Source organism: Micromonospora sp. WMMD1128 (genome assembly GCF_027497235.1).
Taxonomy (GTDB): domain Bacteria; phylum Actinomycetota; class Actinomycetes; order Mycobacteriales; family Micromonosporaceae; genus Micromonospora.
In genome coordinates this window covers 5,501,050-5,513,843 of the sequence record NZ_CP114902.1, presented here as the reverse complement: position 1 = coordinate 5,513,843, position 12,794 = coordinate 5,501,050, and the positions used below count along the sequence as shown (strand labels likewise).

Annotated in this window: 11 protein-coding genes; 5 read left to right on the top strand and 6 right to left on the bottom strand. The window is 70.6% G+C overall.

Features of this window, described 5'->3' with window-relative positions; all coding sequences use genetic code 11:
- Window positions 1-113: 113 nt before the first annotated feature.
- The gene (locus O7602_RS24605) at window positions 114-1,865 is read right to left on the bottom strand and encodes a biotin carboxylase N-terminal domain-containing protein (protein ID WP_281584982.1); all 1,752 of its coding nucleotides are present in this window, start codon (window positions 1,863-1,865) and stop codon (window positions 114-116) included.
- 117 nt (window positions 1,866-1,982) lie between these two features.
- On the opposite strand from O7602_RS24605, the gene O7602_RS24600 reads away from it, so the two are divergent.
- The 4 genes from O7602_RS24600 (at window position 1,983) to O7602_RS24585 (ending at window position 5,926) form a co-directional block, all read left to right on the top strand.
- Window positions 1,983-2,582: a PadR family transcriptional regulator gene (locus O7602_RS24600; RefSeq protein WP_281584981.1), complete on the top strand. Its 600-nt coding sequence runs from the start codon at window positions 1,983-1,985 to the stop codon at window positions 2,580-2,582.
- Window positions 2,583-2,677: 95 nt separating this feature from the next.
- A complete protein-coding gene (locus tag O7602_RS24595) occupies window positions 2,678-3,637 on the top strand; it encodes an ATP-binding cassette domain-containing protein (protein ID WP_281584980.1) in 960 nt (319 codons plus the stop codon).
- Window positions 3,638-3,654: 17 nt separating this feature from the next.
- Window positions 3,655-4,410: an ABC transporter permease gene (locus O7602_RS24590; protein WP_281584979.1), complete on the top strand. Its 756-nt coding sequence runs from the start codon at window positions 3,655-3,657 to the stop codon at window positions 4,408-4,410.
- 115 nt (window positions 4,411-4,525) lie between these two features.
- Complete coding sequence (locus tag O7602_RS24585) at window positions 4,526-5,926, top strand: MFS transporter (protein WP_281584978.1); 1,401 nt, start codon at window positions 4,526-4,528, stop codon at window positions 5,924-5,926.
- 127 nt (window positions 5,927-6,053) lie between these two features.
- Here O7602_RS24585 and O7602_RS24580 read toward each other — a convergent pair whose 3' ends face one another.
- The 5 genes from O7602_RS24580 to O7602_RS24555 all read right to left on the bottom strand — a co-directional run bounded on the left by O7602_RS24580 (window position 6,054) and on the right by O7602_RS24555 (window position 10,628).
- Window positions 6,054-6,707: an O-methyltransferase gene (locus tag O7602_RS24580; RefSeq protein ID WP_281584977.1), complete on the bottom strand. Its 654-nt coding sequence runs from the start codon at window positions 6,705-6,707 to the stop codon at window positions 6,054-6,056.
- Window positions 6,708-6,716: 9 nt separating this feature from the next.
- Window positions 6,717-7,373 (bottom strand): Maf family protein, encoded by a 657-nt coding sequence (locus O7602_RS24575; protein ID WP_281584976.1) that lies wholly within the window; start codon window positions 7,371-7,373, stop codon window positions 6,717-6,719.
- Between the two features lie 10 nt (window positions 7,374-7,383).
- Window positions 7,384-8,514, bottom strand: a complete 1,131-nt coding sequence (locus tag O7602_RS24570; RefSeq protein ID WP_281584975.1) for a S8 family serine peptidase — start codon at window positions 8,512-8,514, stop codon at window positions 7,384-7,386.
- 1,348 nt (window positions 8,515-9,862) lie between these two features.
- Window positions 9,863-10,315: a hypothetical protein gene (locus O7602_RS24560; protein WP_281584973.1), complete on the bottom strand. Its 453-nt coding sequence runs from the start codon at window positions 10,313-10,315 to the stop codon at window positions 9,863-9,865.
- A gap of 100 nt (window positions 10,316-10,415) precedes the next feature.
- Window positions 10,416-10,628: an acyl-CoA carboxylase subunit epsilon gene (locus tag O7602_RS24555; protein WP_281584972.1), complete on the bottom strand. Its 213-nt coding sequence runs from the start codon at window positions 10,626-10,628 to the stop codon at window positions 10,416-10,418.
- A 92-nt stretch (window positions 10,629-10,720) separates the two neighbouring features.
- Here O7602_RS24555 and O7602_RS24550 point away from each other — a divergent pair, with 92 nt between their 5' ends.
- Window positions 10,721-12,751 carry a serine/threonine-protein kinase gene (locus O7602_RS24550; RefSeq protein ID WP_281584971.1) on the top strand — a complete coding sequence of 677 codons (2,031 nt, stop codon included), beginning with the start codon at window positions 10,721-10,723 and terminating at the stop codon, window positions 12,749-12,751.
- Window positions 12,752-12,794: the final 43 nt, after the last annotated feature.

Sequence of the window (12,794 nt, the reverse complement as noted above, 5' to 3'; positions counted from 1 at the left end):
CATCATTCCCGCTCCGGGCGTTCCCCGCCGCCGCTGGTGGCCCAGACCACCCGCCGCCCGGGTGTTAAGAAGGGGCCCCGCCTCTACCGGAGGCGTTAAGCGGGGGCCCCTCCTTAACCCTCGATGGTGCAGATGGGGGCGCCTGCGGTGATGGCGGCGCCGACCTCGGCGGCCAGCCCGCTCACCGTGCCGGCCTTGTGCGCGTGCAGCGGCTGCTCCATCTTCATCGCCTCCAGCACCACGACCAGGTCGCCCTCGGCGACCGTGTCACCGTCGGCCACGGCGATCTTCACGATCGTGCCCTGCATCGGGGAAGCGAGCGTGTCCCCGCTGACAGTGGCGCCCGCCTTGCCACCACCACGGCGGGTCGGCTTGCGCGCGGCGGGCACGACTGCCGCCGTACCCGCGCCGAGGCCGGCGGGGAGGACGACCTCCAGCCGCTTGCCGCCCACCTCGACCACGACGGTCTCGCGCTCGGCCGCGCCCTCGGCGGCGTCGGCGACGGCGGTGAAGGCCGGGACGGTGTTGTCGAACTCGGTCTCGATCCACCTGGTGTGCACGGTGAACGGCTCGCTCGTGAATGCCGCGTCGCGGACCACCAGGCGGTGGAAGGGCAGCGCGGTGGCCATGCCCTCGACCACCATCTCGTCGAGTGCCCGGCGGGCCCGCTCCAGCGCCTCGGCACGGGTCTCGCCGACGATGATCACCTTGGCGAGCAGCGAGTCGAAGTTGCCGCCGACCACGTCGCCCGCGGAGATGCCGGCGTCCACCCGGACGCCGGGGCCGGTGGGCAGCCGCAGCGCGGTGACGGTGCCGGGGGCGGGCAGGAAGTTGCGGCCCGGGTCCTCGCCGTTGATGCGGAATTCGATGGCGTGGCCGCGCGGCGTCGGGTCCTCGGTGCGGCGCAGCTTCTCGCCGTCGGCGATGCGGAACTGCTCGCGGACCAGGTCGATGCCGGCGGTCTCCTCGGTCACCGGGTGCTCGACCTGGAGCCGGGTGTTCACTTCCAGGAAGGAGATGGTGCCGTCCCCGCCGACCAGGTATTCGACCGTGCCGGCGCCGTGGTAGCCGGCCTCCCGGCAGATCGCCTTGGCGCTGTCGTGGATCTGGGCGCGCTGGGCGTCGGTGAGGAACGGCGCGGGCGCCTCCTCGACGAGCTTCTGGTGCCGGCGCTGGAGCGAGCAGTCCCGGGTGCCGACGACGATGACGTTGCCGTGCTTGTCGGCGAGCACCTGTGCCTCGACGTGGCGGGGCTGGTCGAGGTAGCGCTCGACGAAGCACTCGCCCCGGCCGAACGCGGCGACCGCCTCGCGGGTGGCCGACTCGAACAGGTGGGGGATCTCTTCCATGGTGCGGGCCACCTTGAGGCCCCGGCCGCCGCCGCCGAACGCCGCCTTGATGGCGACCGGCAGGCCGTGCTCGGTGGCGAACGCGGTCACCTCGTCGGCGCCGGCCACCGGGTCGGACGTGCCGGGCACGAGCGGCGCGCCGGCACGCTGGGCGATGTGCCGGGCGGTCACCTTGTCGCCCAGGTCGCGGATGGCCTGCGGGGTGGGACCGATCCAGGTCAGGCCGGCGTCGATGACGGCCTGGGCGAAGTCGGCGTTCTCGGAGAGGAAGCCGTAGCCGGGGTGCACCGCGTCCGCGCCGGCCCGTGCGGCGACGTCGATCAGCTTGTCGATCCGCAGGTAGCTGTCCGCGGCGGTGTCACCACCGAGGGCGTACGCCTCGTCGGCGAGCGTGGCGTGCAGGGCGTTCCGGTCGGAGTCCGCGTAGACGGCGACGCTTGCCAACTCGGCGTCACGGCAGGCGCGGATGACGCGGACGGCGATCTCGCCGCGGTTGGCGATGAGAACCTTGCGCACCTTGGGGCTCCTCCCGGGAGGTCGATTTCGGGAGTGTAGCCCCGGGCCAGGGCGGCCTAACGATCGCTCAGTGTGGGATGTCGCACTGTAGTCAAGTTTGGTTATTACGCTTGTCCGATGTCGGCGACGCGGATGATGATCCTGGGGCTGGTCCGGTGGATGCAGCCGGTGCACGGTTACGACGTACGCCGTGAGCTGCTGAGTTGGAGCGCGGACAAGTGGGCCAACGTGCAACCCGGTTCGATCTATCACGCGCTGCGCAAGCTCACTGACGAGGGGCTGCTGCGGACGGTCTCGGTCGAGCAGGTGGGCGCCCGTCCGGCCCGCACCACGTACGAGGTGACGCCGAAGGGCGAGGACGAGTTCGAGACGCTGCTGCGGGCCCAGTGGTGGCAGGTCCACGAGTCGCCGGACCCGTTCGCGGCGGCGTTCTCGTTCCTGCCGGCGATGCCGCGCGAGGAGGCCGCGGCGGCGTTGCGTAACCGGGCCAACCTGTTGCGGGCCGGCGTCGAGTCGATGCGTGCGTCACTTGACTCGGACTGGGTACGCGCCCGCAAGCCGGTGCACGTGGGCTGGATGTTCGAGCTGTGGTTGGCCCGGGCGGAGGCGGAGATGGCCTGGTGCGTGCGGATCGCGGAGCGGATCGAGTCGGGGGTGTCGTATCTGCCCGCCGGGATGGAGCGCGGGGAGGGATGGACCGGCGAAGACACGAAATAATCAACGTTGACCAGAGGAGCTATATCGCGTTAGCCTCGACGCGAATCGCTTATCGGTGGCCGCGCGACGCCGGCCCGGGAGGACCAGGAGCAGAGATGATCGAGACCAGGGGGCTGCGGAAGTCGTTCCGCTCCCGCGCGGGTCGCGAGAAGAAGACCGTCGACGCGGTCCGCGGCGTCAACCTCGACGTCGCCGAGGGGGAGATCTTCGGCTTCCTCGGACCCAACGGCGCCGGCAAGACCACCACCCTGCGGATGCTCGCCACCCTCATCGAGCCGGACGGCGGCCAGGCCACCGTCGCCGGCGCCGACCTGCTCCGGGACCCGGCCGGGGTGCGCCGGCGGATCGGCTACGTGCCGCAGGGCGGCAGCACCTGGGACGACTCCAGCGCCCGCGAGGAGTTGATGCTCCAGGCCCGCCTCTACGGCATCTCCAAGGCCGAGGCGCAACGGCGGGCCACCCGCGCGCTCGATGCCTTCCAGCTCAGCGAGTACGCCGACCGCAAGTGCAAGACCTACTCGGGCGGTCAGCGCCGGCGGGTCGAGATCGCGCTCGGCATCATCCACGAGCCGAGGATCGTCTTCCTGGACGAGCCGACCACCGGCCTCGACCCGCAGAGCCGCGCGCACATGTGGGACGAGATCCGCCGGCTCCGCACCGAGGGCATGACCGTCTTCATCACCACGCACTACCTGGACGAGGCCGACGCGCTCTGCGACCGGATCGCGATCATGGACCATGGCGAGGTGGTCACGGAGGGCACCCCGACCGAGCTGAAGCGCGAGATCTCCGGCGAGGTGCTTGTCGTCGGCCTGGACGCGGCGACCACGCCCCGGGCCGCCGAGCTGCTCGACGCCGAGGCGTACGTGACGAAGCTGGAGACCGTCGACGAGGGCGGGCTGCGCCTCTACGTCGACGAGGGCGCCGTCGCCATCCCGCTGGTGCTGCGTCGCCTCGACCACGCCGGGCTGGAGCTGCGCTCGATCGAGCTGCACCGCCCCAGCCTCGACGACGTCTTCCTCACCAAGACCGGCCGCTCGCTGCGCGAGTCCTGACCCCGGGAGAACCTGTCATGAAACTCGCCCGCGACACCTGGTTGATCTTCCAGCGTCAAGTCCAGCTGCTGCTGCGCAACCCGGTCTGGCTCTTCGTCGGCGTCTTCCAGCCGGTGATGTACCTGCTGCTCTTCGCCCCGCTGCTCAAGCCGGCGCTGAACGCGCCCACGCAGGCCGCCGCGTACAAGATCTTCGTACCGGGCCTGTTGGTGCTGCTGGCCATCTTCGGCGGCCTGTTCCAGGGCTTCGGCCTGATCGCCGAGCTGCGTGCCGGGGTGATCGAACGCTCCCGGGTCACCCCGGTCAGCCGGCTCGCGCTGCTGCTCGGCCGTTCCCTGCGCGACGTGGTCTCGCTCGTCGCCCAGGCCGTCATCATCACCGTGCTGGCGCTCCTGTTCGACCTGCGTGTCTTCATCGGCTACCTGCTCCTGGCGTACCTGATGCTCGCCCTCATCGCGCTCATGACCTCGGCCGTCTCCTACGGCGTCGCCCTCAAGGTCAAGAGTGAGGACGCGCTCGCCCCGCTGATGAACACCATCGCGCAGCCGGTGCTGCTGCTCTCCGGCATCCTGCTGCCGCTCACCTACGCTCCTGGCTGGCTTCAGGGCGTGGCCAAGTGGAACCCGTTCTCCTGGGCGGTCGACGGCACCCGCGCGCTCTTCGACGGCGACCTCAGCAACGACCACGTCTGGCAGGGGCTCGGCATCATCACGGTGCTCGCCGTCGCCGGCGTCCTCTGGGCCGCCCGCCAGTTCGCCCGCAGCGTGAGATGAAAGGCGGGGCCCCCGCTTAACGCCTCCGGTAGAGGCGGGGGCCCCGCTTAACACCCCACGAGAGCTGCCTCTCACTCAAGGCGGGACGCCGGCCGGCGCCAGTAGCGTCGGGCCGGTGCCCCGCCTCACCCGTGACCGGACCACCTGGCTGACCTACGCCCAGCTCGGCCTGTGGGGCTTCTTCCTCTACGGGTTCGGCCCCGTCGTACCCCTGCTCCGCGACGAACAGGGCACCAGCGCCGCGGTGGCCGGCCTGCACAGCACCGGCATCGCGGTCGGCGCCCTGGCCGGCGGCGCGCTCTTCGCCCCGGTCGCCCGCCGCCTCGGGCGCGGCCCGGCCGTCTGGCTCGGCCTCGCCGGAGTGGCCGCCGGCGTCACCGCCCTCGGCCTGCTCCGCCCGCTGCCCGCCACCATCGCCGCCGTCGCGGTCGTCGCCACCTTCGGCATGATGGTGATCAGCGGCGTCAACGTGGTGCTCACCGCCCGGCACGGCCCCGCCGCCCCCGCCGCGCTCACCGAGGCCAACGCCGCCTGCGCCGGCATGGGCATCCTGGCGCCGCTGACCATCGGCGCCACCGTCGACGCCGGCCTCGGCTGGCGGCCGATGATGGCCGTCGAGGTCGGCCTGATCACGCTCGTCGCGCTCGCCGCCCTGACTTTCCGGGTACGCCTACCGAAGCGCGCCTCCGCTGCCGCGGCTGCCGCCCGCCCCGCCGGGGCCACGCCTGCCGTCTCCGTCCCCGACGGTCCGGCGACTGTGCCCGCGCCCGACGGTCCGGCGGCTGTGCCCGCGCCCGCCGCTCCGGCGGCCTTACCCGCGCTCGCCGGTCCGGGCACCGTCGTGGTGTCGACCGACTCCGACATCGCCCGACCGGCCGCCGGGCAGCGCGAGGTCGTGGACGGCTCGCGTTCGACCGGAACGGGAACCGCTCACGGTTCGGGACGGCTGCCGCGGGCGTACTGGATCGCCTGGGTGTTGATGTCGTTCACCGGGTCGATCGAGGTCTGCCTGTCGCTGTGGACCGCCGACGTGCTCCGGACCCACGCCGGGCTGAGTGCCGGCGGGGCGTCGGCCGCGGTCGCGGCGATCGTCTGCGGCATGTTCGTCGGCCGGGCCCTCGGCGGTCGGGTCGCGCTGCGCTGGCCACCGGTGCCGCTGCTGCTCGGCGCGCTCGCCGTCTCGCTCACCGGGTTCACGCTGTTCTGGGCCAGCCCGGTCGGCTGGCTCGCGGTCACCGGCCTGGTCGTGCTCGGCCTGGGCAACGCGCTGCACTATCCCCTGGCCATCTCCATCGCGCTCGCCGTCGCCGGCCCGGCTGCCGATCGGGCGGCGGGCTGGTCGTCGTACTCGATGGCGGTGGGTTTCGGGATCGCGCCGGTCGTGCTCGGCCGGGTGGCGGACGGCGTCGGACCGCATCTTGCCTTCCTGCTGCTGCCCGCCTTCATCGCGGTGGCCGCGCTGCTGGCCGTACGCCTCGGCCGCGCCCTGCGCCCGCCTTCTCCTGCCCCCGTTTGACCGGTTCCCGGACCGTTTGATCCACGCCATCTCGGCGAGGTGGCGGGGTCGGGCCGTTTGATCCACTCCGTTTCGGCGAGGTGGCGGGGTCCGGCGGGCTGGCATGCCGCCATCTCGGCGAACTGGCTCAGCGGACGCGGGCGAGGGTGACCCCGTCGGCGATCGGCAGCATGACGGCCTCGACGCGGGTGTCCGCGACGACCGCGTCGTTGAAAGCGGCGATCGCCCGGTCGTCCGCGTCGCCCGGAGCGAGCACCCGCCCGCCCCGGAGCGTGTTGTCGACCGCGATCACCGCGTCCGGACGCATCCGGGGCACCAGCTCATCCCAGTAGACCGGATATCCGGCCTTGTCCGCGTCGATGAACGCGAAGTCGAGGTGACGCTCCCTCGGCAGCGCACGCAGCGTGTCAGCGGCCGGCCCGATGCGCAGCTCGATCCGGTCCTGGACGCCCGCCCGGGCCCAGTACCGCCGGGCCACCCCGGTGTATTCCTCGGAGATGTCGAAGCAGGTCAGCCGGCCGCCCTCGGTCAACCCGCGAGCGATCGCCAGCGAGGACAGCCCGGTGAACGTGCCCACCTCCACCGCCTGCCGCACCCCGAGCAGCCGGGTCAGGAACGTCAGGAACGCCGCCTGTTCCGGTGCCACCTGCATGCCCGCCTCGGCCGGCAGCGCTGCCCGGGTCTCCTCGGCCAGATCTCGCACGATCTCGTCGGGGGCGGACCCGTGAGCCACCAGGTAGGCGTGCAGTTCCGGGGTCAGCGGCAACGGCTTCGTGGTCATGCCTGGACGTTAGCCGAGATGCTCGATCTCCTGGCCCCCCGGCGCGACCTTCGTCCACAGATCGATCAGGCGCAGGTCCAATTCGCCGAGAAGCCTCCGCAGCAGCGGCAGCGAGAGCCCCACCACCGTGCCCGAATCACCCTCGATGCCGGTGAGGAACGCGCCGCCCAGCCCATCGATGGTGAACGCCCCGGCCACCGCCAGCGGCTCGCCGGTCGCCACGTACGCGGCGATCTCCTCGTCACTGATGTCGGCGAAGTGCACCGTGGTCGAGGCGACGGCCTCCGCACGGGACCCGCGCGCCACATCGATCAGGCAGTGCCCGGTGTGCAGCACACCGCTGCGCCCACGCATCCGCTGCCACCGCCGGGTCGCGTCCGCCGCGTCGTCCGGCTTGCCCAGAATCTCGCCGTCGAACGCAAGCACCGAGTCGCAGCCGAGCACCAGCGTGTGCTCGCCCCGACCGGGACGCAGCCGGCCGAGCACGGCCTGCGCCTTCAGCCGGGCCAGTTCGAGGCACAGATCCTCGGCCCGGTCACTGACCACCCGTGACTCGTCGACGCCGCTGACCAGCACGTCGGGCTCGATCCCGGCGGCCTGGAGGAGCTTGCGGCGGGCGGGGCTCTGCGAGGCGAGCACGAGGCGCAACGGCACGGAGGTCGACACCCCGCCGACGCTACCGGCTGATCCTCGGCGGCGGGTCCCCGGCACGTCGATGTCGCCGCCAGATCAGATAGCCGCCGCCGGCGGCCAGCAGCACCCCGAGGGTCACGAGGCCCCGGACCGTGCCGTCGTCACGGCCATTGCCGGTCCGGGCTTCGGTCGAGGCCGGGGCCGTCACCCCGGTGGATTCAAAACCGAGCGGGGGTACGTCGGCAGTGAGCGCGGCGACCAGGTCGATGACCCCGTAGCCGTACTGGTCGTCGCGGCCCGGCGGTCCCTTGTCGATGGCGGTGGCGGTGAGCCGGTGTGCGACCTCTTCGGCGGGGAGGTCGGGATATTTGGATCGGATGAGCGCGGCGGCCCCAGCCACGATCGCAGTGGCGCTGGAGGTTCCAGTGCCCTTTGAGTACTTGCCGCCAAAGCTGGTGCTGTAGATGTCGACGGCCGGAGCGACAACATCGATCTCTGGACCGCTGACCGAAACCGCAGCGTGAAATCCCGCACGATCAATACCTCCGACCGCGATTACACCAGGTTCTACGGCCGGATATCCTACGTATGCGTCTCCGGGTCGATTTCCAGCCGCCGCGACGATAACTATATTTGCCGATAATGCATCTCGTAATGCTCGAACTAGTTTGGCGCTCGTGCCGCCACTGCTAGAGATGCTAATTATGTCTGCACCGTGGGCGATCGCATAGTCGATTCCTGTCGCTAGGTCGTCTGGCTTTCCAGTATTGGCCTCGTCTGAGGATTTGATGGGCAGTATCTTGGCTTCTGGAGCGATCCCCCTTGCGCCAATCTTATTTGACTGACCGTGAGCCGCAATTAAGCCAGCCACTCCCGTTCCATGACTATTCTCATCGAGAAATCCATTGCCGGGCGCCCCTGGTATTGTTGATGTTCCGGTCAGGAGATTGCCGCGAAGGTCTGGGTGTGGGGCAACTCCGGTATCCAATACTGCAACAATTACTCCGTCGCCCTGGCTAATGGCGTTGGCGTCGTCGGCTTTCAAGAAGCGGAGATGCCACTGATCGACTCTGATTCGTTCTCCTGGGGCAACTGGGGCTTCCTTTGCGAGATGGCCGGGCGCGACTCCACTTAAAAGTAGTAGGGCTATCGCGACTGCAGGAGTTCGATTCACCGATCGAAGCCAATTGCCGGCCCAGGGTCTATTGGCCCCTCTTCTTCAGGGGGTAGCAGCACGGGCGTCACGCCTTGGCTTGTCTGCCATGGATGGTCCAGGTCCCAGGTCGCCTCAACCTCCGGGTCGTCACGATGTTGCTTCCTCTGTCCGACCCTTGGTGTGGCCGTAGGTGAACCGCCTACGGGAAAGGCGCTTTGACCGCCATTTGGTTGAGCGAATCTTCCTGTCCCTGGCCTAGAGCCTGCGGCACCGCTTGGGGCAGTTCCTGCGCCACCTCCGCCTATTACTCCCCCTACGGGATTAACGCGCCGTGGGGTGCCCGGTGCTGGCGGGTTGATGCCCGGGCTCGATGGTGTGCCGATAAAACCATTGGGAGTTGTGGGTCGAAGAGCTTTGGATTGCGGTGGTCGGCTCGTCGGTGCTTCGCCAGGGTAGGGGTTCGGGACGAGGGGATCGGGTCGAATAGGCGGGCGGCCTGCTATGCCGTTCACTGGCGTAATTGCCGACTGTGCGCCAAACCCCGGCGCCGACGGAGAGATCACATTGTTTGGTTGGGTCGACGTTATCGGTGCTTGCGTTGCTCCGGCTCCGCCCAATATTGGCCCGGTGACCCCTGCTGCGGATGTTGGCGGCCGTGCCTCTTGAGTGGCAATTGCAGCCTTCGTCGAGAGGTGGTTGCCTGTTGGAGGTGAAACTGCAACCGGAATAATTGGTGGAATGACAGGAGGGGCCTGTCCGTATGCATCAGGGTCGTTGACTTGGCGACCGGGGCGGACTGGTGCTGGGGGGCGCTGAAGCATGACCTGGGCCTGCTGGAGTTCTCCGCTCAACCCCGTCATCAACCCGCGCGCCCGTACGTTCAACTGCTCCAGGTCGTCGTCCGTCACCGGGGGCCGTTCCGGTAGTCGGCTGCCTGCCACCGCCTTCGGGTCGGCGACGATCGCCTCGTACGCCCGCTTCTGCTGCAACTTGGTCGCGTACTCGTCGTGGAGCGGTTGCAGTCGGGTGCGGGCGCTGCCGATGGCGCGGGCGGCGGCGGCCAGCGCGTCGTAGTTCGCGGCGGCGGCGTCGTGGGTGTGTTGGACGCGTTCGATGAGCTGGTCGAGTTCGCCGACGTACGCCCGGGCGGCGGCATTGGTCTCGGGTGGCCACGCCTCGGCGAGCCCGCGTCGGTATTCCCGCAGCCGACCGAGGTGGGCGAGCGCGAGGTCGCAGACCTTGCGCCAGCCGGCGACCTGCTTCCACTGGCCGGTGGTGTCCTGGTCGTGCAGGCACGCCCACATGCTCAGCACGTCCATCAGCCGCCAGTCGGTGAGCCCGGAGGTGCGTCCGCTGCCCCGTTCGATCACGGCAGGACCACCCGGCCCTGGTCGGGGCCGGTGGGGTCGGCAAGTGGCGGGGTGGGGCGTACGACGGTGGTGGGGGGTGCGGCGAGTGCCCGTTCGACGTCGGCGACCCGGGCGGAGGAGAAGGCGTCCGCGTCGTCGTAGTGGGCGGCGATCCGGCCGGCGGCGTCGGCCAGCCGGCCGGTGGCGGGGGCCAGGTCCCACACGGCGCTGACGGCCGCTTTCTGCGTCTCGTGGTGGGCCTGCATGAACTGGACCAGCTCGATGAAGGCGTCGGCCGGGTTGGGCACCGTGGCTTTCATGTCGTCGGCGATGTAGGACAGGTGGGGCGCATAGTTGCGGGTGACCTCGTCCTGGAGCCGGTCGGCGAACTCCCTCATCTGGCGGATGTCGGCCTCGATGCCGCCGTAGTCACGCAGCCAGCCGCCTGGCCGGTTGTCCTCCGGGATCATCGGACCTCCCTGCCCGTCACCGTACGGTTTCCCAGAGTGAGGTTAATGGCTCCACTCGGATCCCGGCAGCCCCGACAGGGCTCCGTACGCGGGGAAGGTTTCAGCGGGGAAGGCCGGCGGCGCGCCACGCGCCGGGACCGGCGGCGGGCGTCGCGCCGACCGGGTGGGCGCTGCGCGTCCAGTGCGACACCGCGACGGGCGCGGCGACTGCGACCGGCCGGGTACGCACCATGATCGCGCCGACCAGAGCGGCCAGCTCCTCGGCGGTGGGCACCCCACGGACGATCCGGAACATCGGCTCTTCGGCAGACATGGACCCAAGGGTACGCGTCGTGAAGTCGACCTTCGGCAGACAGTGGCGTGCCGGCGGTGTGTGCGTCAGGGTGGCCGGGTACCGTTTCTGCGATGTCGAACGCACTTCCCCAACTCGTCGCTGACCGGTATCGGCTTCTCACGCCGCTCGGTCAGGGCGGCATGGGCCGCGTCTGGAAGGCGCGGGACGAGGTGCTGCACCGGGATGTCGCCATCAAGGAGCTGGTCCCGCCGCCCGGTCTGACCCCGGACGAGCGTCGCGAGATGCGGGAGCGCTCGCTGCGTGAGGCGCGGGCCATCGCCCGGCTCAACAACGTCAACGTGGTCCGCATCTTCGACGTGCTGCGCACCGACGGCGACCCGTGGATCGTCATGGAGTACGTCGCGTCGAAGTCGTTGCAGGACACGATCGCCGAGGACGGCCCGGTGTCGGTGGCCAAGGCGGTCGAGATCGGCCTCGGCGTGCTTGGCGCGTTGAAGGCCGCGCACAAGGCCGGCATCATGCACCGCGACGTCAAGCCGGGCAACGTGCTGCTCGGCGAGGACGGTCGGGTGGTGCTCACCGACTTCGGCCTGGCGACCATTCCGGGTGACCCGAACGTGACCCGCACCGGCATGGTGCTCGGCTCGCCGGCCTACATCTCGCCCGAGCGGGCGCGGGACGGCACGGCCGGGCCGGAGGCCGACCTGTGGTCGCTCGGCGCGACGCTCTACGCCGCCGTGGAGGGCAAGTCGCCGTACGCTCGCCCGTCGGCGATCGCCACGCTCGCCGCGCTCGCCACCGAGCCGATGCCGCCGCCGCGCAACGCGGGGCCGCTCAAGCCGGTGCTCCAGGGGCTGCTGCGCAAGGATCCGGACGAGCGGATCACCGCCGAGGTGGCGGAGCGCATGCTGCGCAAGGTCGGTGGTCGGCGGGGGGTCAAAGGCATCTCGCTGCTTGACGGCGTACGCCGGCCGGGGCCGAACGGTCCGCGCGTGCCGCGCCCGCCGCTGGTGCCGGCGCCGCGCCCGGCCGACGACCAGGTCGAGCGCGCGGCCACCTCGGCGTCCGGGGTCGCCGCGGCCGGGGGTGTGGCCGCCGCCGACCCGACGGCGAAGGTGCCGGCGCCCACCTCGGACGCCGGCCCGACCGCGAAGGTGAGCCCGCCGGTCGCCGAGCCGACGACGAAACTCGACGCGGACCGGCAGGCCGACGCGAGCCGGCAGGTCGACGAGACGCGGGTGGGCGGCGTCGATCCGGCGCTCGACGAGACCCGGCTCGACGGTGAGCCGGTGGCCGCCGCCCCTGCCCAGCGCTCGGCCCCGGTCAGCCCGGCCCCGGTCAGTCCGGCCTCGGGTGACTCCGTTCCGGTCAGCCCGGCGCCGGTCAGCCCGGCGCCGACGACCGGCCGGGCGACGGTGCTGCCGGGGGTCAAGGCGCCGAACCGGCGGAACCTGCTGATCGGCGCGCTCGCCCTGGTGCTGCTTGTCGGCCTGGCGGTGGCCGTGCCGCTGCTCAACAACGGCGACGACGACGGTGACGGCGGCAAGCCGTCGGCCGGTTCCTCGGTGGCGTCGGCCGTCCCACCCGCAGCCAGCGACAGCGCATCGCCGAGCGCCAGTGCCAGCGCGTCCCCGAGCAGTTCGTCGCCCAGCGCGACGCCGTCGGCGAGCCCGTCGGCGTCGGCCTTCGCCCTGCCGACCGGTTGGCGCTACTACACCGGCTCGAACGGCTTCAAGGTGCCGATCCCGAACGGCTGGCAGGCCCGGCCCGGCAACAACCAGGTCGTGCTCTACGAGGTCGGCGGCGCCAAGCGGGTCCTGTTCATGCAGTGGACGTCCAAGCCGGAGAAGGACGCGTACGCCGACTGGAAGAGCAAGGAGTCGTCCCGGCACAACTACGTGAGCAACTACGAGTTGGTGGGCATCACGCGCTGCAACGGCTACTACCGCACCTGCGCCGACTGGGACTGGCTGGAGACGCGCAACGACGGCACCCGCTTTCACGTGCGTAACCGCGGCGTGGCGACGGCAAGCAACCGGGGGTACGCGCTGCGTTGGGAGGTGCCGGCGAAGGACTGGGAGGCAAACCTCGGTGCCTTCGACGTCATCACCAGGGGCTTCGTGCCGGACCGGGAGAACTGACGCCCGGTAATCCCGCCGTCGCCCAACTCGTTGGCATGACTTT

Excerpts from the sequence above, each read along its gene's own strand:
- O7602_RS24600 (WP_281584981.1), top strand. The coding sequence starts at position 1,983 with ATGTCGGCGACGCGGATGATGATCCTGGGGCTGGTCCGGTGGATGCAG.
- O7602_RS24550 (WP_281584971.1), top strand. The coding sequence starts at position 10,721 with ATGTCGAACGCACTTCCCCAACTCGTCGCTGACCGGTATCGGCTTCTC.
- O7602_RS24560 (WP_281584973.1), bottom strand. The coding sequence starts at position 10,315 with ATGATCCCGGAGGACAACCGGCCAGGCGGCTGGCTGCGTGACTACGGC.
- O7602_RS24555 (WP_281584972.1), bottom strand. The coding sequence starts at position 10,628 with ATGTCTGCCGAAGAGCCGATGTTCCGGATCGTCCGTGGGGTGCCCACC.
- O7602_RS24580 (WP_281584977.1), bottom strand. The coding sequence starts at position 6,707 with ATGACCACGAAGCCGTTGCCGCTGACCCCGGAACTGCACGCCTACCTG.
- O7602_RS24590 (WP_281584979.1), top strand. The coding sequence starts at position 3,655 with ATGAAACTCGCCCGCGACACCTGGTTGATCTTCCAGCGTCAAGTCCAG.
- O7602_RS24595 (WP_281584980.1), top strand. The coding sequence starts at position 2,678 with ATGATCGAGACCAGGGGGCTGCGGAAGTCGTTCCGCTCCCGCGCGGGT.